18 protein-coding genes are annotated in these 23,194 nt (G+C 57.9%); 15 read left to right on the forward strand and 3 right to left on the reverse strand.

Annotated features, from left to right (window positions below; translation table 11 throughout):
- Window positions 1-191: 191 nt before the first annotated feature.
- Entirely contained in the window at window positions 192-1,265 is a 1,074-nt protein-coding gene (gene rlmM, locus P406_RS20025; RefSeq protein WP_046237142.1) for a 23S rRNA (cytidine(2498)-2'-O)-methyltransferase RlmM, read from the reverse strand.
- A gap of 192 nt (window positions 1,266-1,457) precedes the next feature.
- On the opposite strand from rlmM, the gene acnA reads away from it, so the two are divergent.
- The 4 genes from acnA to P406_RS20045 all read left to right on the forward strand — a co-directional run bounded on the left by acnA (window position 1,458) and on the right by P406_RS20045 (window position 8,055).
- A complete protein-coding gene (gene acnA / locus P406_RS20030; protein ID WP_003412326.1) occupies window positions 1,458-4,202 on the forward strand; it encodes an aconitate hydratase AcnA in 2,745 nt (914 codons plus the stop codon).
- A gap of 124 nt (window positions 4,203-4,326) precedes the next feature.
- Entirely contained in the window at window positions 4,327-5,124 is a 798-nt protein-coding gene (locus tag P406_RS20035; RefSeq protein ID WP_046237143.1) for a CPBP family intramembrane glutamic endopeptidase, read from the forward strand.
- A gap of 91 nt (window positions 5,125-5,215) precedes the next feature.
- A complete protein-coding gene (locus P406_RS20040) occupies window positions 5,216-6,781 on the forward strand; it encodes a methyl-accepting chemotaxis protein (RefSeq protein WP_046237144.1) in 1,566 nt (521 codons plus the stop codon).
- A 749-nt stretch (window positions 6,782-7,530) separates the two neighbouring features.
- Window positions 7,531-8,055: a hypothetical protein gene (locus P406_RS20045; RefSeq protein WP_003412333.1), complete on the forward strand. Its 525-nt coding sequence runs from the start codon at window positions 7,531-7,533 to the stop codon at window positions 8,053-8,055.
- Window positions 8,056-8,119: 64 nt separating this feature from the next.
- Here P406_RS20045 and P406_RS20050 read toward each other — a convergent pair whose 3' ends face one another.
- Window positions 8,120-10,063: an autotransporter outer membrane beta-barrel domain-containing protein gene (locus tag P406_RS20050; RefSeq protein ID WP_167338289.1), complete on the reverse strand. Its 1,944-nt coding sequence runs from the start codon at window positions 10,061-10,063 to the stop codon at window positions 8,120-8,122.
- 604 nt (window positions 10,064-10,667) lie between these two features.
- On the opposite strand from P406_RS20050, the gene P406_RS20055 reads away from it, so the two are divergent.
- The 3 genes from P406_RS20055 to P406_RS20065 all read left to right on the forward strand — a co-directional run bounded on the left by P406_RS20055 (window position 10,668) and on the right by P406_RS20065 (window position 15,733).
- Complete coding sequence (locus tag P406_RS20055; protein ID WP_046237145.1) at window positions 10,668-12,497, forward strand: hypothetical protein; 1,830 nt, start codon at window positions 10,668-10,670, stop codon at window positions 12,495-12,497.
- A gap of 50 nt (window positions 12,498-12,547) precedes the next feature.
- Window positions 12,548-15,181, forward strand: a complete 2,634-nt coding sequence (locus P406_RS20060) for an immunoglobulin-like domain-containing protein (RefSeq protein WP_046237146.1) — start codon at window positions 12,548-12,550, stop codon at window positions 15,179-15,181.
- Window positions 15,182-15,274: 93 nt separating this feature from the next.
- Complete coding sequence (locus P406_RS20065; protein ID WP_046237147.1) at window positions 15,275-15,733, forward strand: hypothetical protein; 459 nt, start codon at window positions 15,275-15,277, stop codon at window positions 15,731-15,733.
- Between the two features lies 1 nt (window position 15,734).
- On the opposite strand, the gene P406_RS20070 is transcribed toward P406_RS20065, so the two are convergent.
- Entirely contained in the window at window positions 15,735-16,424 is a 690-nt protein-coding gene (locus tag P406_RS20070; RefSeq protein WP_046237157.1) for an alpha/beta family hydrolase, read from the reverse strand.
- A 695-nt stretch (window positions 16,425-17,119) separates the two neighbouring features.
- On the opposite strand from P406_RS20070, the gene ccoN reads away from it, so the two are divergent.
- The 8 genes from ccoN (at window position 17,120) to P406_RS20110 (ending at window position 23,194) form a co-directional block, all read left to right on the forward strand.
- The gene (ccoN, locus tag P406_RS20075; protein WP_046237148.1) at window positions 17,120-18,562 is read left to right on the forward strand and encodes a cytochrome-c oxidase, cbb3-type subunit I; all 1,443 of its coding nucleotides are present in this window, start codon (window positions 17,120-17,122) and stop codon (window positions 18,560-18,562) included.
- Complete coding sequence (ccoO, locus tag P406_RS20080; RefSeq protein WP_046237149.1) at window positions 18,562-19,170, forward strand: cytochrome-c oxidase, cbb3-type subunit II; 609 nt, start codon at window positions 18,562-18,564, stop codon at window positions 19,168-19,170. The genes ccoN and ccoO overlap by 1 nt, the downstream gene beginning before the upstream one ends.
- A gap of 5 nt (window positions 19,171-19,175) precedes the next feature.
- Window positions 19,176-19,367 carry a CcoQ/FixQ family Cbb3-type cytochrome c oxidase assembly chaperone gene (locus P406_RS20085; RefSeq protein ID WP_032699162.1) on the forward strand — a complete coding sequence of 64 codons (192 nt, stop codon included), beginning with the start codon at window positions 19,176-19,178 and terminating at the stop codon, window positions 19,365-19,367.
- Window positions 19,364-20,341, forward strand: coding sequence for a cytochrome-c oxidase, cbb3-type subunit III (gene ccoP / locus P406_RS20090; protein WP_046237150.1), 978 nt, complete (start codon window positions 19,364-19,366; stop codon window positions 20,339-20,341). The genes P406_RS20085 and ccoP overlap by 4 nt, the downstream gene beginning before the upstream one ends.
- 125 nt (window positions 20,342-20,466) lie before the next feature.
- Window positions 20,467-20,718 (forward strand): type II toxin-antitoxin system prevent-host-death family antitoxin, encoded by a 252-nt coding sequence (locus P406_RS20095; RefSeq protein WP_046237151.1) that lies wholly within the window; start codon window positions 20,467-20,469, stop codon window positions 20,716-20,718.
- A complete protein-coding gene (locus P406_RS20100; protein WP_003412349.1) occupies window positions 20,718-21,170 on the forward strand; it encodes a type II toxin-antitoxin system VapC family toxin in 453 nt (150 codons plus the stop codon). Before P406_RS20095 ends, P406_RS20100 begins: the two co-directional genes overlap by 1 nt.
- A 64-nt stretch (window positions 21,171-21,234) precedes the next feature.
- Window positions 21,235-22,647, forward strand: a complete 1,413-nt coding sequence (gene ccoG / locus P406_RS20105) for a cytochrome c oxidase accessory protein CcoG (RefSeq protein WP_046237152.1) — start codon at window positions 21,235-21,237, stop codon at window positions 22,645-22,647.
- Window positions 22,648-22,657: 10 nt separating this feature from the next.
- A complete protein-coding gene (locus P406_RS20110; RefSeq protein ID WP_046237153.1) occupies window positions 22,658-23,194 on the forward strand; it encodes a FixH family protein in 537 nt (178 codons plus the stop codon).

Consider the following 23,194-nt stretch of genomic DNA (forward strand, 5'->3'; position numbering starts at 1 on the left):
AAACGGAGCTGCGGGCTTTGCCTACTTTGGCCCCATCAAAGTAGGTCGCCGAGGGGCGAAACGGTGACTCGAACCAGAAACAAACATCACTGCCATCGCAGAACCGCTGTGTGACGCAAAGCGTCACAAACTACATGCCAACGCGGCATTGGCACGATAATCACTGGAGCGTGCGAAACGAGAGTGAGAAATCACTTTCTCGCCGCTTTGGCCACGTCCAGCCTGCGCAGGTGGCAGGTGACTTCTTCGCGGTCGTGGTAGAGCTGTTTGCAGCCGATGGACACGCGTACCCCGCGCGCCTGAAAGCCTTCTTCGATGCGGTCGAGCAGTCGGCGTACTTCAGCGTAGCGCTGTTTCATCGGCAACTTGAGGTTGACCACCGCTTCGCGGCAAAGACCTTCACCCAGCCAGGTTTCCAGCAGGGCTGCATTGCGCGCAGGCTTTTCGACGATGTCGCAGACCATCCAGTCCACGGGCTGCCGAGGCTTGTAGGTAAAACCGTCCGCCATCAGATGCTGCACCAGCCCGGTGTCCATCAGGCTTTCCGCCATCGGCTCGTTATCGATGGCGGTCACCAGCATGCCGCGGCGCACCAGTTGATACGTCCAGCCGCCAGGCGCGGCACCCAAGTCCACGCCGGTCATGTCGCCGGAAAGGCGCTCGTCCCACTGGTCTCTGGGAATGAAATGGTGCCAAGCCTCTTCAAGCTTCAAGGTCGAACGGCTTGGCGCCTCGCGGGGAAACTTGAGGCGCGGGATGCCCATGGGCCACATGGCGGAGTTGTCCGCATCGGCCAGACCGAGAAACACCTCGCGACCACTCTTGAAGGTCAGCAGCAGACGCGGCTTGCGCGGGTCATCCACCAGTTTGCCTGCCTGAGTCAGGGCCTTGCGCAGCGGCGCTTCGAACTTCTTGCAGAAATTCGACAGTTCCTTGCCGTCGTTGGTATCCACGACCTCCAGCCACAGACTGCCGCAGGTAGGGAACGCCGCCAGCTGCGCGAGAATCACACTGATGCGATCGGTTTCCGGCAACTCGAGAAACAGCCCCCGCGCCCACTGCCGGGGAAAGATCAGCTTGTCGAAGCGCTGGCCGTTCATCAACCGTTCGGCGCCATCCGCCTCGGTGCAGATGAATTCGGCGCAGGCCGTATCGGGACGGGCCTTGGCATACCCGGCCACGTCCAGCCGCGCGGCGTGATCGGCTATTTCCGAGCAGACTTCGCCCTCAAAACCGGGTCGGCAGTGCATAAACAGTGTATTCATGGGTTACTCCTGGGCAGTGGGCACTCGGGCGTAACCCCGCAGACTTGAAAGCCGCGCATGATAGCCCAATCCAGGAACCACTGGTGCGGCCGAACAGTCCACAGAACTTGAAGCCTGATGCGGCGCTCCCGACCTGATGCACATAGAGCCCGTGAACCGATGTTCGGAGAACATTCCTCAAAGGAGACATTCATGCCCTCCCTCGATAGCCTGAAGAGCCTTAAAACCCTCGAAATCGATAACAAGACCTACCACTACTTCAGCCTGCCGGAAGCCGCCCGATCACTGGGCGATCTGGACAAGCTGCCCATGTCACTCAAGGTGCTGCTGGAAAACCTGCTGCGCTGGGAAGACAACAAGACGGTAACCGGCAACGACCTCAAGGCCCTCGCCGACTGGTTGACCGAGCGTCGTTCGGACCGGGAAATTCAATACCGCCCTGCCCGCGTCCTGATGCAGGACTTCACCGGCGTACCGGCGGTGGTCGATCTGGCCGCCATGCGCGCGGCCGTGGCCAAGGCCGGCGGCGATCCGCAGCGGATCAACCCCCTTTCCCCGGTGGACCTGGTGATCGACCACTCGGTGATGGTCGACAAGTTTGGCAACGCCGAAGCCTTCGGCGAGAACGTCGATATCGAGATGCAGCGCAACGGCGAGCGCTACGCGTTCCTGCGCTGGGGCCAGAGCGCTTTCGATAATTTCAGCGTGGTGCCGCCCGGCACCGGCATTTGCCATCAGGTGAACCTCGAATACCTGGGCCGCACGGTATGGACCAAGGAAGAGGACGGCCGCACTTACGCGTTCCCGGACACCCTGGTCGGTACCGACTCGCACACCACGATGATCAACGGCCTGGGTGTGCTGGGCTGGGGCGTGGGCGGTATCGAAGCCGAAGCGGCGATGCTCGGCCAGCCGGTGTCGATGCTGATCCCGGAAGTGATCGGTTTCCGGCTGACCGGCAAACTGAAGGAAGGCATCACCGCGACCGACCTGGTGCTCACCGTCACCCAGATGTTGCGCAAGAAGGGTGTGGTCGGCAAGTTTGTCGAGTTCTTCGGCGACGGCCTGGCCGATCTGCCGCTGGCCGACCGCGCGACCATTGCCAACATGGCGCCCGAATATGGCGCGACCTGCGGTTTCTTCCCGGTCGATGACGTGACGCTGGACTACCTGCGTCTGTCAGGTCGCCCCGACGAAACCGTCAAGCTGGTCGAAGCGTATTGCAAGGCTCAGGGTCTATGGCGTCTGGCGGGCCAGGAACCGGTGTTCACCGACAGCCTGGAACTGGACATGAGCACGGTCGAAGCCAGCCTTGCCGGCCCCAAGCGCCCTCAGGATCGTGTAGCACTGCCGAATGTGTCCAAGGCGTTCAGCGATTTCCTCGGTCTGCAGGTCAAGCCTGCCAAGGTCGATGAAGGTCGGCTGGAGAGCGAAGGCGGCGGCGGTGTCGCGGTTGGCAACGAGGCTCAGGTCAGTGGTGAAACCCAATATGAATACGACGGCCAGACTTATCACCTGAAAGACGGCGCCGTGGTGATCGCGGCGATCACGTCCTGCACCAACACCTCCAACCCCAGCGTCATGATGGCAGCCGGGCTGGTCGCGAAAAAAGCCGTCGAGAAAGGCCTGAAACGCAAGCCGTGGGTAAAAAGCTCGCTGGCACCCGGTTCCAAAGTGGTGACCGATTATTACAACGCAGCAGGTCTGACCCAATACCTCGACGCCCTGGGCTTCGATCTGGTCGGTTACGGCTGCACCACCTGCATCGGCAACTCCGGTCCGCTGCTGGAGCCTATCGAGAAAGCCATTCAACAGTCCGACCTGACCGTTGCGTCGGTGCTGTCGGGCAATCGTAACTTCGAAGGCCGTGTCCATCCGCTGGTCAAGACCAACTGGCTGGCATCGCCACCCCTGGTAGTTGCCTATGCGCTGGCAGGCTCGGTGCGCATCGACATCAGCAGCGAACCGCTGGGCGAAGGTGCAGACGGCAAGCCGGTTTATCTGCGTGATATCTGGCCGAGTCAGCAGGAAATCGCCGACGCCGTGGCCAGCGTCAACACCGGCATGTTCCACAAGGAATACGCCGAAGTCTTTGCCGGCGACGAACAATGGCAAGCCATCGAGGTGCCGCAGGCTGCCACCTACGTCTGGCAGGACGATTCCACCTATATTCAGCACCCGCCGTTCTTCGACGGCATCGACGGTCCGCTGCCGGTTATCGAAGACGTGGAAAACGCGCGCATCCTGGCCCTGCTGGGTGACTCGGTAACCACCGACCACATCTCACCCGCCGGTAATATCAAGGCCGACAGTCCTGCCGGGCGCTATCTTCAGGAGAAAGGCGTCCAGTATCAGGACTTCAACTCTTACGGCTCGCGCCGTGGCAACCATGAAGTGATGATGCGCGGGACCTTTGCCAATATCCGTATCCGCAACGAAATGCTCGGCGGCGAAGAAGGTGGCAACACGGTGCATGTGCCCTCCGGCGAGAAGCTGGCGATCTACGACGCGGCCATGCGTTATCAGACAGAAGGCACGCCGCTGGTGATCATTGCCGGTCTGGAATACGGCACGGGCTCAAGCCGTGACTGGGCTGCCAAGGGTACCAACCTGTTGGGCGTCAAGGCGGTCATCGCCGAAAGCTTCGAACGGATTCACCGCTCGAACCTGGTGGGCATGGGCGTGCTGCCATTGCAGTTCAAGAACGGCCAGACGCGCAAGACCCTCGGCCTGACCGGCAAGGAGACGCTGAAGATCACCGGACTGACCAACGCAGACGTGCAGCCGGGCATGAGCCTGACCCTGCATATCGAACGCGAGGACGGCAGCAAGGAAACCGTCGACGTGCTGTGCCGTATCGATACGCTTAACGAAGTGGAATACTTCAAGTCGGGCGGCATTCTGCATTACGTGCTGCGCCAGCTGATCGCGTCCTGATACCCCATGAATAGGGCCTGCACCCTGTTTAAGGGTCAGGCCCCAGCATGAAAATTTTTATAAACTCGCCCCTGCCCTGCTGAACGCCGGATAGAATTCCCCGCTCTCAAGGCAGGACTTACTCATGACCACAAGGCACTGGCTGACTTTCTGCCTCCTGAGCAGCGGCTACGCGCTGGCGTTGTTCCACGGCAACCTTGACCCTTCGGCAGCGCTGAGCTTTGGCGCATTGTTCATTGCCTGGTTCTGCGTGGCGCGATCCTCTTATTCCTCCATTCGCCTGTGTGGCCACGGATTGTTCATCGTGACCGGTCTGGCGCTGGCCTTTCACCTGGCGCCCGGCTTCAATAACGCCAACGTCATCGAAGCAACGCGATTCAGTGCCGATGCCGCGCTGTTCTCCATGGACCTGAATCTGGACAAGCCGCTGATCGGCTTCTGGCTGATACTGGCCTGCCCCTGGATTCTGCCCAAGGTTGACGTCGCCCATTCACTGCAAACCGGGCTTCTGGCGCTGATTGTGACGTCGGCGTTCTGCATGACCGCTGCGGTCATGTTGAACGTCGTCGGCTGGACACCGAAATGGCCTGCCCAGGGCCTGATATGGCTGCTCAACAACCTGTTGCTGGTGACCCTGACCGAAGAGCTGTTTTTCCGCGCCTATCTGCAGGGCAGCCTGATGCGCCTGTTCAAGAGCTCAAGGTATGCGACGGCATTATCGATCACCCTCGCTGCCGGCCTGTTCGGGCTTGCGCACGCTGGTGCCGGCCCGCAGTGGGTGGCATTGGCAGGCATGGCTGGCGTGGGGTACGGCATCGCATTTCGTTTCGGCGGGCTGCAGGCCGCCGTCATCAGCCATCTGGGCCTGAACCTCGTGCATTTCGGGCTGTTCACCTACCCCATGCTGGCCCGCCAGGGCTGACTCTACGGTCACTTGTCGCACGCCGCTCAATTTATCGACGTGCCCGCCGATAACCACGCCATAGTCTTCCGGATCGAAGGATCGAAATCCCATGCGCAACAACCAGCCCGTCACTCAACATGAGCGGACATTTCCTGCCGAACAACGACTGATTTCCACCACCGACACCCGCGGCACCATCACCTATTGCAATGATGCCTTCGTCGATATCAGTGGCTACAGCGAAGCTGAATTGGTGGGTGCGGCGCACAACACCGTACGTCATCCGGACGTACCGCCGGCAGTATTCGAGCACATGTGGACCACGCTCAAGTCCGGGCAGCCGTGGATGGGTATCGTCAAGAACCGCTGCAAGAACGGCGATCATTATTGGGTCAATGCCTACGTGACGCCGGTGCTGGAAAACCGCCAGGTGGTGGGTTTCGAGTCGGTACGTATCAAGCCGACCGCCGAACAGATCCGCCGTGCCGAGGCGCTTTATACCCGGCTCAACAAGGGCAAGAGCGCCGTCCCAAGCCGCGACAAGTGGCTGCCGGTACTTCAGGACTGGCTGCCGTTCATTCTGGTCAGCCAACTGAGCTTCCTGATCGGCGTGTGGCTCAATTCACATTGGGGGTTTGCCCTGGCTGCGGCACTGTCGGTACCACTGGGCCTGCTCGGGCTTTCCTGGCAGCAACGTGGCACCAAACGCTTGTTGCGTCTGGCCGAACAGACCACTTCCGACCCGTTGATCGCGCAGATGTACACCGACAGCCGCGGCCCGCAAGCGCGCCTGGAAATGTCGATCCTCAGCCAGGAAGCGCGCATGAAAACCTGCCTGACGCGTTTGCAGGACACCGCCGAACACCTGAACAGCCAGGCCCGCCAGTCCAACTCGCTGGCCAATGCCAGTTCGATCGGGCTGGAACGTCAGCGTGTGGAAACCGAGCAGGTTGCCGCCGCCATCAACCAGATGGCCGCCACCACTCAGGAAGTCGCCAGCCACGTAAACCGTGCCGCTGACGCCACCCAGCAGGCCAACGAACTGACGCGTCGCGGGCGCGATATCGCCGGTGAAACCCGCGAAGCCATTCAGCGCCTGTCCACCTCGGTGGGTGAAACCGGCCTGACCGTGACCCGCCTGGCCAAGGACAGCGATGAAATCGGCGGCGTGGTCGATGTGATCAAAGGCATCGCCGACCAGACCAACCTGCTGGCCCTTAACGCCGCGATCGAAGCGGCTCGCGCCGGTGAAATGGGTCGCGGTTTTGCCGTCGTGGCCGATGAAGTGCGCCAGCTGGCGCAACGCACCGCCGAGTCCACCGGGCAGATTCATGGCCTGATCGCCAAACTGCAGCAGACCGCAACCGACGCGGTACACACCATGGACACGGGTCGCCGTCAGGCCGAAGAAGGCGTTGCCCGGGTGCTGGAGGCCGATCAGGCGCTGGTGGGCATCAGCGAGGCTGTCGCCAATATCACCGACATGACCACGCAAATCGCCACCGCCACGGAAGAGCAAAGCGCCGTGGCCGAGGAAATCAATCGCAACATCGCTACCATCGCCAGCCTGGCAGACCAGACCTCTGACGAAGCGCGTCGCTCTGCGGTATTAAGTGGCGAACTGACCGACACGGCCAACTCACAGTATTCGCTGGTAGAGCGGTTTAATCGCTAAAGCCTGATACTGTTTGCCAAGCCTCGACAAACTTCGGTTGGTCGGGGCTTTTTTATGAGTATTAATAGTGTGCACTGTTAGCACCCTATTCAAATCTGACAGAACTTGAGAAGCCATCTGAAGAGCGTGTAGGATATTTCTTTAACATCTTTAACGACAGCAATGCAGTACTTTTGACCATTGACAGTGAACGCATACTCCGATTAGTTGAAACTCAGGTGGTGCGGTAGTTATCTATTACCCCTTACGTCGACATACAGATCGTTTTCAACAAAGCATTCCTGCCCGGTCTGGACACCCCGGCACTTTCAATGCAGCTTTAATCACAGCAGCCTACATTTTGGCTCATAACCTTGACGGCCTCGCACGCTAACGCGTGCGAGACCCTAATGATAAAGTTGAGTGAATATTCCTACGCAGGAGTGGGAATTCAGCCAAAACTTACTTTTTTACCTTTTGTAAGACTTATCTGTAGTTAACGTCCTACAGGTATTTCACGCACAAAAAGCCCTGAAAGAACACCCACATCAAGCCACACCCTTTATTTACAGCATCTCCGACACTAACGAGCGATAACTCACTATGCACATGATACCAAATGTAACTGCATAACCTCGCACAACCTTGGCTTACCTTTGATATCGGCAGACACTTGACCTGAACACTTATGTGCCTTGTAATATTTCCGTTGCCGACAGCTGCCGGCACGCACATAACAACTCAACTTAATGTCAATAAAAGAGTTCACGATGGATAAAGAACAATCCACGGATGTAGCGGCGCGCACCCAAAAAGAACAAAACAATCCCGACAGCGCGATCACTGTTCAAGAAGCCCCGCCCCACAAGAGCCTCTACCGACACGCGAGCCCCCTCCATCTTCCATCCGATATTTCCGATACGCTGAAAGCACCTGTGCTGCCTGACATCGATCCTGATTCCATCAGTCACGAACAGGCACATGCGGGCATTACCATTCATATCCCGGGGTCAGTCAAAATGTGCTGGGGTGACGAAATCCGTTTTTATTGGGGAAAAAACCTGTCATCGACAACGCTTTTTCATCGGGTAGGCGAAAACAGCGTGATACGTGTGCTGTGCATTTCCTACACTTTTACGCCCTATATTCAGTACGGTCTGGTTGATCTGTATTACGAGCTTTATCGTGATCATCGACTGATCGGCACATCGCCAGTGCTACGGGTGAACGTCAACTACGCAGTGCCTGTCACCTCCCGACAGAGACAACGCAAACGCAGGTTTACCGATCAATAACTGAAAAGCCCCCGGTGATCACTCACCGGGGGCTCTGGTGCTGCTCAGGCACTGGCCTTAAGGATCAGAATGCCAGACGTAGCCCAACATTTGCCCCCCAGGGTTGCTCGATATGCCGACCTTTCATGTAATCGAAGTCTGCGTGCAGTTTCAGACGCTCGGACAGCGACACCGATACCCCGGCTCCCAGTTCGCCGCGCGAACCGAACAGGCTGTTATCGAATTTCACATCGTTGGCTTTCACCTCGTTGCGGCGCGAAAACTCCTGTGCAACGGCGACGCGCACATAAGGCTGCAATACCCCGCCATCCTTGAGCGCGACACTGCGGCCCAGCGAGGTGCCCACCTTGCCCACTACCGATTGGGTCTGGTCGTTCTTCGCTTTCATGCCGTTGTCCAGGCGCAGTTCCTGTCCCTGAACGACGACACTGGACAACTGAGCGAACGGTTCGAGAAAGTAATCGTCCGCCAGTTTGATGTGGCGGCCGAACTCTACCCAGCCCCCTATCCCGTTGTTGGTGTAGTCACCCTTGGCCTTGCTTGCATCGCTCATGGCAACATCTGCCTTGTTGCGAAAGCGGTTGAGTTTGAGCACGCCGTCAACGTAGTAGCCTTCGTCCAACAGCCAGGTGGCATAGGCGCCTGCATAGTAGCTGTCGACTTTACCCGTAGTGCCACGGCTCAAATCGATACTGGACGTGCTGTACCCTCCCAGCACACCCACTACCAGTTGGCCGTTGCTGACCTCGACGGGCGCATCGGCACCCAGCGACAGGCCACTTTGTTTCTGCCGGTAGTCAACACCGTCACTGGTCGTGGCATTCAGCCTGTTGCCATAGGCACGCATCCAGCCGCCCGCCCTGCCGCTTGCACGAACCTCACCCATGCGCGAACGCAAGGTAGAGAGCTCACTCATCCAGATGGCAGGTGCCGCGCTGTAAAGGGCAAGCGCGCTCTGGGTCGAAGGGCTTATGACCTTGTCTTTACCGACGATGAACCAGTCATTGCCTTGCTGCTCCAGCAAATACGAATAGGCGCCCAGGTCGACCCGTCCGCCCAGCAGGCTGAATTGCGCGTCGCCACCTTCGGTATGCACCACCTTGAGCGGTGCCATGTCGGCAGACACAATCTCCTCCCCCGTGTTGCGCACCCGCAAGCCGAACTGCCCACTGGCCTGGCCGTTGACGTCAATGAGGTCTCCGACGCCATTGTCCAGATCCACGCGCAAGCCGAACGTGCCAGCCCCTGACAACTCATTCAGTGAAAGGGTATGAAACCCTTCGCCAGCAAACGAGACCCTGCCAGCCTGCAGGGAAAGCGACCTGACGGCATTGTCGCCCTGCATCTGCCAGTGGCTGCCCGAGGTAATCGCCAGACGGTTGCCATTGACGATGTCGCCGTTCAATTGCGCGCCGTTTTGCAGCGTGATGTTCAGGGTGCTGGTGTCATCGGCGACAAGGTTGCCATTGAGGGTGCTGTTGTCGACGTTGAAGTTGGCGGTGCTCTGGTTCAGAACCTCAAGAAGCATGCCATTGCCGGACAGCAGGAGGGTGTCGTTCTTGATCTCAATATCCGCAAGGTGGCTTATACCCTCACGCCCTTCCACCCTTATGGCGGCTCCTGTCAGCCCTTCGACGGTAGAGTTGTCGATGCTCAGTTGACCGTGATTGAACTGCGTTCCATCACCCACTGTGAGGCCTGGATGAGTGAACCATACCCCGTGAGACAAGCCTTTTATGTAGCTCCGGGAAGTGATATCAGCGCGAGCGCCAAAAATGCCAACGCCCCAGCCAGTGTGTCTACCCACTTCATCCTGCAGCGAGCTGACCTGTGTATTGCTGATCAGGGCCGAGGCGTCCTCGACAACGGTAATGCCGCCCCCTTTTCCCTCAACGACACTGTGTTCAAGTGTCACGTTCGAGTTGCCCTGCACGATGAGCGCTACCGCGCTATCGCTGAGGATGGTGGAGTCTTTAACTGAAACCCGAGCGTCACCGTCAGACAACATTCCATCCTTGACCAGGGTATTGCCCGTTAATTCGACCCTTCCGCCATAAGAAGACATACGTTTGATCGCAGCCCCATCGGAATGAAGGTATCCAGTACCGTATACAAGGTAATTACCAAATGCGCTGGCCGCATCCACATACTCTGTCCGGTCTCTGACAATCTCCCTAAGCGGAGAGTCGGCCATCACGTGAGTCGACGCGAGGTACGCAATAGCGCCCAGCCCTGCCCTGTAAAGCCCACACTTCCCAATAAAACACTCAGCCACAATAAGAAACTCTCAACATTCATAGGAGTTTTATTGTGGCTGCACCGCTAGCAGATACAATTAATTCCCACTAAAAAACAAGTAGTCCAATTCCGAATTTTTAGTAGTACCCTTCCCACAAAACATTAAGTCCACCGGATTGGACAGCCAGCCTACATCCATAAGAATATTTATCTACAGAGCATTGACAGCCACTCAAAAATTCTATTACTTAAAAATCCAGATAAAGCCAAGAGCTTCTCTCTGACGGCCAAGCGCCCCGGGAATTATCGTTATCGACTGACGGAGTCAGGACACTCCTGCTCGTCAATAAAAAATCAAATAGAGGAATTTCGACATGCGTCAAAAAAATACTTTTTACACACGTGGCCCCAATCAAGAACCGACGCTCATACCACCGTTTGTTCCTGTCGCAGACGAAGTGGACGGACTTATAAAAACAGCCGACCTTGTCAATGACATCATCGTCGAATTTCCAGTCTGGGAAGGTGCCAGGCTTCAAGACTCTTACCAGTTGCGATTGAATGGCGATGAAGTTGGTTTAGCAGGCCAACTGATACCTCTGCCGCCGGTCGGAACGCTATTACGCTTGACCATCCCCGTCGACACCGAACTGAAAGACGATGGCGCGTACGAACTTGACTACATGACGATCGGTTATCCCAGTGGTGTGAAGCAATCGTCCCAAATCAAAACGCTTGTTGTCGACCGCACCGCTCCGGGCGCCCATCAACTGGGTTACATGGATTTTCCGGCTGAGGCCAAAGATGGCCTGACACTTGAAGAGCTTCAGTCCATGGGCGGTGTATTGACCGGTAGCATTTTCGGATATTCGGGACTGAATCGCGGCGACGTTATCAAAACCTATTGGGGAAACGTGCCCGGTCCAGAGCTTGAACTGAACGGTCTGGAAGATGAAAGTCAAGCGATCGAAATCCTGTTTACCCAAGAGTTTCTTACTGCTCTCGGCAGCCCTGCAGGTGCAACCTATTACACGGTGACAGACCGAGCCGGCAACACGTCTGCCGAGTCTCAGAAGATTACCATCCCTCTGTTTCTGACCGAAGTGACGCCCGGCCTGCCTGCTCCGGTTATCGATAATAACGACGGCGTGATTGATTACGCAGAGGCCATGGCCAGCGTCGAGGTAAAAATTCCGTTCTCGTCCTTTTTGATGGAAGGCGATCAGATTCTCCTGCACTGGGGTTCTGAAGAGTTAGGGCCTGCCGCTATTGCCGTGGAGGACTTGGGCGAGCCTTTCATTCTGTTCTTTGATGTCCCGTATCTGATCATTGAACAGGCTCAGAATGGTCTGCGCGATATCAAGTATGACGTCATTAGAAACGGACAGGTTACCGGTACTTCAGACCCGCTTGAGGTGCTTGTCAACATCGAGCTGCCCGTACCCGGCATTCTCGACAAACCGACGATCAAAGGTAGCAGCAGCACGCCCAGCAATGAAGACAACTTTATTGATGAGAACGACTTTGAACTTGACGCCACCGTATTGATTAACTGGAACCCCCTCTTTAAGGCCAATCAGATCTTGACGGTCTTTTGGGGCGGCCAAGAGGTATTGGAACAACCCTACACGCTCACCAACAGCGACGTCGTCGCCGGCCGTACGCTGTTGCTCACTGCGCTGAACAGTAAGTTCACCGCCGTGGGCACAGGAAACGACATCAGAGTTTATTACACCGTCAAAACCGAGGGTAACCCCAATCTCTCCACGTCATCAGAGCAGGGCTTGATCGTGCGTTCAAAAAATGAATTACCGGGTGGCCCGGACGGACCAGAAGCGCCGCAATTTATGTCGCTGTCTGCCAACGGCACGCTCACCTTTGAAAACAGTGCGCAAGGCGCCCCCATTTTTATCCAACCCTATTTAAATATGGCCCCAGGACAAGTCATTGTCTTCACCTATGAAGCCTACAACGAGCTGGTGGGCGATGATAAAAAATTCGAATGGTCAGTCACGTCACCGGCCCTCACTCAGGAAGAGGTCCAAAACGGCGTTAATATTCTGGTGCCCCGCACTGTATTGAACCAGCACTGTTACGGGCATGCCGAGATCAGCTTCCAGGTAAGAAGCAGTATGGGCCAAGGTAATTCGAAACGCGCCAGCGCCTACGTCGATATGCGTGTCGGTGGACTCTGCAGAATTTGACCTCGCCTGAACGTCGCCATTTATCTTTAAACACGAAAAAGAGAACACCCATGAATACAATACAGACCTTACCTGCACTGCCTGTCCCACTGCCCTTGAGCTATAACCCTCAAGGCATTGGCGATGTTGACGTAGCAGATCCGGCCAAGCCGATAGAAATACTGATCGGCCCTATCAACCTCAAGCCAAAAGACCGGATCGACCTGTTCTGGGGCACACACAATGAGGTTATTGATACCTACACACATTCTTCAGACTCACCGAACACCAACGGCTTTTTTTCATTGTATGTGGATACCCGCTGGGTCCAGTCAGGCCTTACTGATGTCAACTATCTCTATACACCGTTCCCCTCCAATATCCAGGAACATTCGCCTGTTAACAAAATAGTCGTCAAACTGGAAATCCCCGGTGGTCGGGATCCCGACCCAGCCACACCCTACGAAAATGAAAAGCTCGACATCCCGACCGTCAACCCGTCTGGTGTGATCACCTCACCTGAGGGGGTAAGCGTTACCCTCGACGCTTACGAAAATATGGCTACAGGTGATTCGATTTTTATCTATTGGCACGGCATCAGAGTCGAACATCCTCCTCTGACAGCAGACCAGCTTGGTAAACCGGTCACTGTGAGTATCGACAAGCAGATCATTATCGAAGCAGGGGACTCGGAAAATATTGTTGTCCGGTACGATGTCAGGGATGTCGTGAATAACTGGTCCCGCTTCTCTTTCCCAGCCTATGTCGCAGTCGAGGCTGGCAACTCCAGCCTGCAGGCACCGATCGCCCCACAGGCGCCAAACATGGAGCTTGATCTCGATAAACTGGCGGGCGCAGATGTTCAAGCGCTCGTGCTGTCAAATGTCAATATCGCGATTGGTGACATCATAAACTTCGTGATGGAGCGAAACACTGCAGAAGGCATTCAACTGGAGTCCTTCACCGCATCAAAAGTGGTTCAGATACCTGGCAGCTTCGTAGAGTTTCTTATCCCCAATGAACAGTTCCACCCCATCGCACAGGGTCGGGCACGCCTGAAATACACAGTGATCAAAGACACTGGCGAGGCGTTGCGCTCAAAAAGTCTGACACTCGCAGTACTCGGCCAACCGCAGCAGCTGTCATTGCCACAAGTCCAAGGCGTCACCAATGGAATTCTGAACCCTGATAGTCACAATGTGATCACTCAGGTGCCGCCTTACTACTTTATGGCAGACGGCCACGACATCAACCTGGTATGGATTGGCAAAACTGCTAACGGTGAGACGGTCATGCATCAGGAGGTTAAAAACCTGAATGCCGATGATATCGGCAAGAGCATCGAGTATTTGATCCCGGATGAAAAGGTTGGTGCATTGGCAGGCGGCTCACTTGAGGTTTACTACACCGTAACCACCTACGCGAAAGCGTTCTTCAAATCGCCCACACTACGGTTGCTCGTGGACGTGGATAACAGCACTCCGCTGGAAGCTCCTGTCGTAGATAAGCTGAGTGCGGACGGCATTCTCGACCCGGCCGATGTACCACTCGAAGCCATTGTTCGTGTGTCGCCTTATCGCGCAATGGCTGAGGGAGACAAAGTCACCATTCACTGGGAAGGCGTTGACGCAGAGGGTACCTATGGCACCTACACCGTTATTAATTCCGGAACCGTCAACAGGGAAACCGTATTCCGCATTCCTAAACGGTACGTAGATGCCAATTTAAACAGGCTGGTCCAGGTCTGGTATACGGTACAACACGGAGACAGAATTGCTGAATCGGAGAAATTAGCAATTACTATCCGTGAGATGATGGCACTGCCCCTCCCCACCCCCACCCTGAAAGAAGCCATCGGCACCACGCTCGACCCGGCCAACGCTTCATCCGGTGCAACCGTGGTGATCGACGCCGTCGCCAATCTGCAAGCGGGCGACCAGGTCATCACACAGTGGCAAGGGCCCAACGGCAACGACACCCGGGAAAAAACCCTGACTGGCGCAGAAGCGGGCAAGACGCTGGAGGTAGTGTTTGCTGCGGCGCTGGTGACGGCAAACGCCGGGCAGACGGTGGCGATTTCTTATGTCGTCAATCGCGTCAACGGTCTGGTTCAGGTATCCGGCACGCTGGCCTTGCAGATTCTGGCGGCGCAGCCCGAGCTTGAGCTAGACACTTCGCCGGTCACGCTGGCTGGCAAGGTGTATCTGCTTCCGGGCTCGCCGGACCTGTTGCCGAACTTCCCGGCCGACACCACCCTTCTGCGTCAGGCCAGTGGCGGACAGGCACCCTATCAGTACGCTTCGAGCGACCCGCTGGTCGCGAAAGTGGACAGCAATGGCCTGACCTCGGTTCGGGGCAAAGGCACGGCCATCATTACTGCAACCGATGCGCTGGGCGCGAGCAAGCAGTACACGGTGACCGTCACCGGCGTCATCCATTGCATCGGCCTGGGCAGCGGCAGCTTTTCTCAGATCAGCAAAAACGCGGGCAACAACAGCGCGAGGATTCCAACCATTCACGAGCTGGTGGATATCTACGCCTTGTATGGCAATCGCTGGCCGATGGGCAAAGGCAACTATTGGTCGTCGACTGTTTCAAGCCCCGGCATCGGCGGATGGAACTGGTATTACGTGAAAAACATGGTCACTGGCGGCAACTTCAAGCTGAAGAGTCACAATTCCAGTCTTGGCGTAGGCATCCGATGATCGATTGCTGAAACCCATTGTTCATCCGACAGGGCGTTGCGCTAAAAGCGTAACGCCCTGTCGTCGTTTTCAAAAGCTTCTCAGGGCCAGCCCATGCACCGACCGACTCCCTCACCCAAACGCTGCGTCCAACCTGCTGTCCATGCAGGCCGCTTTGCCGCGAGCATCAACACACAGCCTTTCAGGACGTCCTCACTGACCGGTCGACTGACGCTGAGATCGGAGCTGGAACAGGCCCCCGCTCAGTGGATATGGCAGTTCATCGCCGATGGCAAGGTGGGCAACCGGCGAACCACCATCGGCCTGTTTCTGGATCGCGATCTTGAGCCCGGCGATCACGACCTTATCGATCATGAGCAGATCAAGGTGATCTACACCGAAACGCTGCACCGGAAGAACACCGTCTACCACTCGGCGCATTTCCAGGGCGGCCGGCTGGTGCTGCTTGAAGCCAACCCCTGCACACTGCGGATAAGGGGCGTGTTCAGTTTCAATATGTCATCCATCAACCTTGATGTGACCGACGGCGCCTTCGACCTGTATTGCCGGTGACTCAGCCGCGCAGGAACCCGGCAATCTCTCTCGCGGACTCAGCCAGGCAGTGCTCATGGCTGACGCCCGCGACCTTCAGGGGTTTGAGGTCGTGATTGGCTGTCGACAACCAGTGCAACCGGATGGCACTGGACAGTGCATAGCCCTCTACGGCTTCGCGATTGCCCAGCGCGTCGCGTTCGCCCTGAACGATCAGCGTGGGTGTCTTCAGTTCGGCCAGATGAGCCACGCGTGGTTTTTCAGGCTTGCCCACGGCGTAGAACGGATACCCCAGGCACACCAGCGCATCGACCTCAAGCTCATCGGCGATCAGGCTGGCCATCCGCCCACCCATTGATTTGCCGCCGACCGCCAGACGCCCGTTGATGTGCGCACGCGCGCAGGTGAACACCTCTCTCCAGCATTCCAGCAGTTGTGCTTGTGGATTGGGGGGGCGCTTGCTGCCGCCCTGACGCCGCTGCGCCATGTAGGGAAACTCGAAGCGCAGGACGCTGATACCTTGCGCCGCCAGATCAGCCGCCATGCGGTTCATGAAGTCGCTGTCCATGGGTGCGCCTGCACCATGCGCCAGCAGCAGGGTCGGTGTGTCCAGCGCATCCGCAGGTTGCGCGGGCGTCCACAGCCAGCCTCTTTCATTGACCAGTTGCAGCCATTGATCCTGACCGATACCGGGCTTCAAGCCGTTGCTCATGGTTGCCTCATTCAGGTGGGTCGCAAAGTAGCCCATCACTATAACGGCGAACAGGGTCGCGAATCCTGCACGAATCGCGAGCGCACGGCGCATCGACATGCCCCGCCAGGTCGGACAGCCACCATTCAGGTGTGCCTGGGTACTCTGTCAAGGTGCACAAGGTAAAGTACCGAGGCGATGAGCGCCCCAAACCTGACACCGCCGGGCGGTTTCATTGACGGCACTGGCCGCGCGCACTTGCAACAACACCGTTGAGTCGGTCACCAGAGTCATATGCCTGCTCAGGCCAACTTGCTGGGCAATGACAGGTGTTACTGCCGACTGAATAGACGTGACAGTCTTTGCGCGAGTCCTGATCAACTCGTCTGTACGCGAAGATCGCCACCGCTGTATTCCAGTCCAGCGGCGATGCGTGAACTCCGCACCCTGCAACGGGGTGCGGAATACCTTCTGAGCCTGCTCTCAACGCAGCATCACCAAACCCAGCCACTTTTCGTACAGAGCCTGCGACTTCCCACACCCCTGTTTCAAAGCTAAACTCGCCAACACGCGTCTGCCGCAAGCCTTTGACGCTCGTTGATGTGCCTGTCTGTTCCTGCCCCTGCCTTTTCGGTGTGCTTCGATGCCATTTCCAGCACTGCATCGCCCTGGCCCGATTACGTCTGCGGTAACCCTCTGAATCGTGGAAGTCTGCAATGAGCACAACAATCAGTCCGACAACCTACAACTACACCGTGGTGCGCCAGTTTGCCATCATGACCGTGGTCTGGGGTGTGGTCGGCATGAGCCTGGGCGTGTTCATTGCTTCGCAGCTGGTATGGCCTGGGCTGAACCTGGAGCTCGAATGGACCACCTTCGGACGCCTGCGCCCTCTGCATACCAATCTGGTGATCTTCGCCTTCGGCGGCTGCGCGCTGTTCGCCACCTCCTATTACGTGGTGCAACGCACTTGCCAGACGCGGCTGATTTCCGATGGTCTGGCGGCCTTCACCTTCTGGGGCTGGCAGGCCGTGATTGTCGGCGCCATCGTGACCCTGCCGATGGGCTACACCACTACCAAGGAATATGCCGAGCTCGAATGGCCGGTGGCGATTCTGCTGGCCATCGTCTGGGCCGCCTACGCGGCGGTGTTTTTCGGCACCATCGTCAAACGCCGCACCCGGCATATCTACGTCGCCAACTGGTTCTACGGCGCGTTCATCGTCGTGACCGGCATGCTGCACATCGTCAACCATATCTCGTTGCCGGTCAGCCTGTTCAAATCCTATTCGGCGTATGCCGGTGCGACCGACGCCATGATCCAGTGGTGGTACGGTCACAATGCCGTCGGGTTTTTCCTGACCACCGGCTTTCTCGGCATGATGTATTACTTCGTGCCCAAACAGGCCGAGCGCCCGGTCTACTCCTATCGTTTGTCCATCGTGCATTTCTGGGCATTGATCACCCTGTATATCTGGGCCGGTCCTCACCATCTGCACTACACCGCCCTGCCGGACTGGGCGCAGTCACTGGGCATGGTGATGTCGATCATTCTGCTGGTGCCCAGCTGGGGCGGGATGATCAACGGCATGATGACGCTGTCGGGCGCGTGGCATAAATTGCGGACCGATTCGATACTGCGCTTTCTGGTGGTCTCGCTGGCGTTCTATGGCATGTCGACCTTCGAAGGTCCGATGATGGCAATCAAGACCGTCAACTCGCTTTCGCACTACACGGACTGGACCATCGGCCATGTCCACGCCGGAGCCCTGGGCTGGGTCGCGATGATTACCATCGGGTCGGTCTATCACATGATTCCGAAACTCTACGCCCGCCCGCACATGTACAGCGTCAGCCTGATCAACACGCACTTCTGGCTCGCGACCGTCGGCACCGTGCTGTACATCACCTCGATGTGGGTCAATGGCATCACCCAGGGCCTGATGTGGCGCGCGGTGAACGACGACGGCACGCTGACCTACTCCTTCATCGAAACCATGCAGGCCAGCCACCTGGGCTATATCGTGCGGGCCATCGGCGGCACGATTTTCACCAGCGGCATGTTGCTGATGGCCTACAACGTCGTGCGTACGATACGTGCCTCTGACCCGCAGGCGGCCGCAGCGGCCACCCGCATCGCAGTCGCAGGAGCGCATTGATGAAGCACGATGCGCTGGAAAAAAACATCGGCCTGCTGGCCTTCTTCATGGTGATTGCCGTGAGCATCGGTGGGCTGACGCAGATCGTCCCGCTGTTCTTTCAGGACGTCACCAACCAGCCTATCGAGGGCATGAAGCCACGCAGCGCGCTTGAGGTGGAAGGCCGTGATGTGTTCATCGCCAACGGCTGCGTCGGTTGCCACTCGCAGATGATCCGCCCGTTGCGCGCCGAAACCGAGCGCTACGGGCATTACTCGGTGGCAGGCGAAAGTGTCTGGGATCATCCTTTCCTGTGGGGCTCCAAACGCACCGGGCCGGACCTGGCAAGGATCGGCGGTCGCTACTCGGACGAGTGGCACCGGGTACACCTGAACAACCCTCGCGACCTTGTTCCGACCTCGATCATGCCGGCTTATCCGTTTCTGGCCGAGAAGACACTCGACAGCACGCAGACTGCAAAAAAGCTGCAGGTGCTGCGTACCCTCGGCACCCCTTACACCGACGCGGATATCGCCGGTGCAGCGGCTGCAGTGCAGGGCAAGACCGAAATGGACGCGCTGGTGGCCTATCTGCAAAGCCTTGGCACGCTCATCAAGAGCAAACGGTGATCATGATGGACATCGGAATGATTCGAGGCCTTGGCACACTGGTCGTGATGGTGGCGTTCATCGGCCTGATGCTGTGGGTGTTCAGCCCTGCCCGCAAGGCAGACTTCGACGACGCGACCCTGCTGCCTTTCGCGGATGACCCCGAGGCCATCGGCAAGGTCGAAACTGCCAGGGCTGAACGGGACGGCCGGTCATGAGTACGTTCTGGAGCCTGTACGTCGCGGTCCTGACCCTGGGCACCCTCATCGCCATGCTGTGGCTGCTTCTGTCCACGCGCAAAGGTCAGCCCGACGAACCCACGGATGAAACCGTCGGCCATACATTCGACGGTATCGAGGAATACGACAACCCGCTACCCAGATGGTGGTTCTACCTATTCATAGCGACCATCGTCTTTGCGTTGGGCTATCTGCTCCTGTACCCGGGCCTGGGCAACTGGCAGGGTTTGCTGCCCGGCTATGAATACCGGGACCAGGACAGCCAGACGCAATTCTCCGACGGCCAGCAAGGCTGGACCAGTGTCCACGAATGGGAGCGGGAAGTCGCAAACGCCGAGGCCCGTTACGGGCCGCTGTTTGCCAGGTACGCCGCCATGCCCGTCGAGGAAGTGGCCAAAGACCCGCAGGCGCTGAAAATCGGCGCACGTCTGTTCGCGTCCAACTGCTCGGTCTGCCACGGCTCTGACGCGAAAGGCGCCTATGGCTTTCCCAATCTGACCGACGCCGACTGGCGCTGGGGCGGCGATGCCCAGGCGATCAAGACCTCTATCCTCGCCGGGCGCATGGGTGTGATGCCGGCCCTGGGCGGCGTGCTTGGCGAACAAGGGGTGCGCGATGTGTCGGCCTACGTGCTGACGCAACTGGACGCGCGCCCGCTACCGCAGGATGCCAAGGCTGATCCGGTGGCCGGACAAAAGACCTTCGCCAGCCTGTGCGTTGCCTGTCATGGGCCAGAGGGCAAGGGAATGCCGATTCTCGGCGCGCCGGACCTGACCCACCCCAACGCGTTTATCTACGGCTCCAGCTTCGCTCAGTTGCAGCAGACCATTCGTGATGGCCGCCAGGGCCAGATGCCTGCTCAGCAAGCATTGCAAGGCAATGACCGGGTTCACATTCTGGCTGCCTATGTTTACAGCCTGTCCCGCCAGGAGCAGCCAGCTGAATCCAGATGACAGGGCGCCGGTCAGCCCGGGGTTGTAGCATTCTGAAAGAACAAATTCTTTGTAGTTACATCTCTACATGACTAGACTCGTTGATGACCACGACACCCTGTCTACTCATTCTGGAAGTCGCACACATGACCACTACCCTCTCCAGCCGTGAATTCAATCAGGACACCAGCGGGGCCAAGAAAGCGGCTAATGAAGGCCCGGTGTTCATTACCGACCGCGGCCGCCCGGCCCATGTACTGCTTTGCATCGAGGATTACCTGAAGCTGACCGGCAGCGCGGTAAGCATCGCCGACATGCTGATAATGCCCACTGACATCGATATCGAGTTCGAGCCTCAGCGCGCCGTGATCACGCCCCGACAGGTTGATCTGTCCTGATGTTCCTGCTCGACACCAATGTGGTTTCAGAGCTCAGAAAGCGCACTGCAGACGCCAACGTGCTGCGCTGGTCGCGAACACAGATGGCCTCCAGCCTGTTCATCTCGTCCATCACGATTCTTGAACTCGAAACCGGTATTCTGCGCATCGAACGCCGCGACCCGACACAAGGCGCAGTATTGCGACTGTGGCTCGACCAGCATGTATTGAAGGCGTTCGCCGGGCGTATCCTGACAGTCGACACCCAGGTCGCAAGACGCTGCGCTCAACTGCACGTTCCCGACCCGCGCAGCGAATGCGATGCATTGATCGCCGCCACTGCGCTGGTGCATGGCATGACCGTGGTCACACGCAATACAATGGACTTTCAGTCGTGCGGGGTCGCGTTGCTCAATCCCTGGGTAAGCCAGTTGAATGAAGAAGCGGCCGTTTATTCACGTGCATCACGTTGAACGCGGATATGACCCTGTCTGACCTGTATCGGCCGGGGCCAGGCCACCGCCGCTGGACTCATCGATGACCAAGCAGATTCCAGTACACGACATCACCCCGGCATCCGAAACAGGCGGCGAATTCACCGACCTCTATGCTTCGCGCGAGAAAATCCAGACCCGCGCCTTCAAAGGCCTGTTTCGAAATGTGCGGATGCTCGGCGGCGCCCTGTTGCTGCTGATCTTTTTCGGCACGGTCTGGCTGAATCACAGCGGGCATCAGGCGGTCTGGTGGAACCTGCCGGAACGCAAGTTCTACATCTTCGGCGCAACGTTCTGGCCGCAGGATTTCATCCTCTTGTCCGGCATTCTGATCGTTGCAGCGTTCGGGCTGTTCTTCATCACCGTCTATGCCGGGCGGGTCTGGTGTGGCTATACCTGCCCGCAGAGTGTCTGGACCTGGATCTTCATGTGGTGCGAGAAAGTGACAGAAGGCGACCGCAACCAGCGCATCAGGCTCGACAATACCCCTATGAATGCCGGCAAACTGCTGCGCAAGTTCGCCAAGCACAGCCTGTGGCTGCTGATCGGGTTTGCCACCGGTATGACCTTCGTGGGCTATTTCTCGCCCATCCGCGCGCTGTGCGTGGATCTGTTCACGGGCCAGGCGGACGGCTGGGCCTATTTCTGGGTCGGTTTCCTTACCCTGGCCACTTACCTTAATGCCGGCTGGCTGCGCGAGCAGGTATGCATTTACATGTGTCCCTATGCGCGGTTCCAGAGCGTGATGTTCGACAAGGACACGCTGATCATCTCCTACGACCAGAATCGTGGCGAAGCCCGAGGCCCGCGCAGGAAGGAAGCCGCCCCTCAGGCACTGGGGCTGGGTGACTGCATCGACTGCACGATGTGCGTGCAGGTCTGCCCGACCGGCATCGACATTCGTGACGGCCTGCAGGTGGAGTGCATCAGCTGTGCGGCGTGCGTCGATGCCTGCGATACGGTCATGGACAAGATGGATTACCCTCGCGGCCTGATTCGCTACACCACCGAGCACAACCTGTCCGGGCAACGCACCCGCACCCTGCGCCCGCGCCTGATCGGTTATGCGCTGGTCCTGCTGCTGATGATTGCGCTGCTGACGGCTGCTTTCTACATGCGTACGCTGGTGGGCCTGGAGGTCAGCAAGGACCGCATGCTGTTCCGGGAAAACGCCGAAGGCCGGATCGAAAACGTCTACAGCCTGAAAGTGATGAACAAGGATCAGGTGGACCACACCTATGTGCTGCAGGCCAGCGGCCTTCCCGACCTGAGACTGCAGGGCCGTCGTGAAATCAGCGTTCCGGCGGGCGAAATCGTCAGCCTGCCGGTGGAGCTGTCCAGTGCGCCGGAAAAACTGCCGTCGCACAGCAACGAGGTAACCTTTACCCTCAAGGACATCGACAGCGATACGCAGGTCGAGACCCGAAGCCGCTTCCTCGGCCCACCTATTCGTTAAGAGCCCCGTCATGCCCGCTGCGACTGCTGCAAGCCCTTGGTACCGGCACCTCTGGCCATGGATCATCATCGCCATCCTGACCGGCTCGGTGACCTTGAGCCTGTCGATGGTGTTCATCGCCGTGACCCACCCGGACCCACTGGTCACCGATAACTATTACGAGGCCGGCAAGGGCATCAATCGCTCGTTGAATCGCGAAGTGCTCGCCCAGACCCTCAAGCTGCACGCGCGCCTGCACATGGATGAGCTGACCGGCGAAGTCGGGCTGCGCCTGAGCGGCAACAGCAACCCGGCGCGTCTGGAACTCAACCTGATTTCGCCCACGCGCCCTGACAGTGATCGCCGGGTGTTCCTGACCCGCAGCCCGTCCGAACCAGGCCGTTACATCGGTCAGTTGCAGGACAAGGTCAACGGTCGGCGTTTTGTGGAACTGCTGGGTGTCGAAGGCGAGCAGACCTGGCGCCTGTTCGAGGAAGAACAGATTGGCACTGACGACGTGACCCTGGGTGACGAGCCCCTGCAAGCCGCGCAACGCCGGAAAGACTGA

Source organism: Pseudomonas syringae pv. coryli str. NCPPB 4273, from assembly GCF_000972175.1.
GTDB lineage: Bacteria > Pseudomonadota > Gammaproteobacteria > Pseudomonadales > Pseudomonadaceae > Aquipseudomonas > Aquipseudomonas syringae.

Bases quoted from the DNA above. Each gene is read 5' to 3' on its own strand.
- P406_RS20040 (WP_046237144.1), top strand. From the start codon at position 5,216: ATGCGCAACAACCAGCCCGTCACTCAACATGAGCGGACATTTCCTGCC.
- ccoN (WP_046237148.1), top strand. From the start codon at position 17,120: ATGAGCACAACAATCAGTCCGACAACCTACAACTACACCGTGGTGCGC.
- P406_RS20100 (WP_003412349.1), top strand. From the start codon at position 20,718: ATGTTCCTGCTCGACACCAATGTGGTTTCAGAGCTCAGAAAGCGCACT.
- ccoP (WP_046237150.1), top strand. From the start codon at position 19,364: ATGAGTACGTTCTGGAGCCTGTACGTCGCGGTCCTGACCCTGGGCACC.
- P406_RS20035 (WP_046237143.1), top strand. From the start codon at position 4,327: ATGACCACAAGGCACTGGCTGACTTTCTGCCTCCTGAGCAGCGGCTAC.
- P406_RS20065 (WP_046237147.1), top strand. From the start codon at position 15,275: ATGCACCGACCGACTCCCTCACCCAAACGCTGCGTCCAACCTGCTGTC.
- ccoG (WP_046237152.1), top strand. From the start codon at position 21,235: ATGACCAAGCAGATTCCAGTACACGACATCACCCCGGCATCCGAAACA.
- ccoO (WP_046237149.1), top strand. From the start codon at position 18,562: ATGAAGCACGATGCGCTGGAAAAAAACATCGGCCTGCTGGCCTTCTTC.
- P406_RS20055 (WP_046237145.1), top strand. From the start codon at position 10,668: ATGCGTCAAAAAAATACTTTTTACACACGTGGCCCCAATCAAGAACCG.
- P406_RS20070 (WP_046237157.1), bottom strand. From the start codon at position 16,424: ATGAGCAACGGCTTGAAGCCCGGTATCGGTCAGGATCAATGGCTGCAA.
- acnA (WP_003412326.1), top strand. From the start codon at position 1,458: ATGCCCTCCCTCGATAGCCTGAAGAGCCTTAAAACCCTCGAAATCGAT.
- P406_RS20050 (WP_167338289.1), bottom strand. From the start codon at position 10,063: ATGTTGTCTGACGGTGACGCTCGGGTTTCAGTTAAAGACTCCACCATC.
- rlmM (WP_046237142.1), bottom strand. From the start codon at position 1,265: ATGAATACACTGTTTATGCACTGCCGACCCGGTTTTGAGGGCGAAGTC.
- P406_RS20110 (WP_046237153.1), top strand. From the start codon at position 22,658: ATGCCCGCTGCGACTGCTGCAAGCCCTTGGTACCGGCACCTCTGGCCA.
- P406_RS20060 (WP_046237146.1), top strand. From the start codon at position 12,548: ATGAATACAATACAGACCTTACCTGCACTGCCTGTCCCACTGCCCTTG.
- P406_RS20095 (WP_046237151.1), top strand. From the start codon at position 20,467: ATGACCACTACCCTCTCCAGCCGTGAATTCAATCAGGACACCAGCGGG.
- P406_RS20045 (WP_003412333.1), top strand. From the start codon at position 7,531: ATGGATAAAGAACAATCCACGGATGTAGCGGCGCGCACCCAAAAAGAA.
- P406_RS20085 (WP_032699162.1), top strand. From the start codon at position 19,176: ATGGACATCGGAATGATTCGAGGCCTTGGCACACTGGTCGTGATGGTG.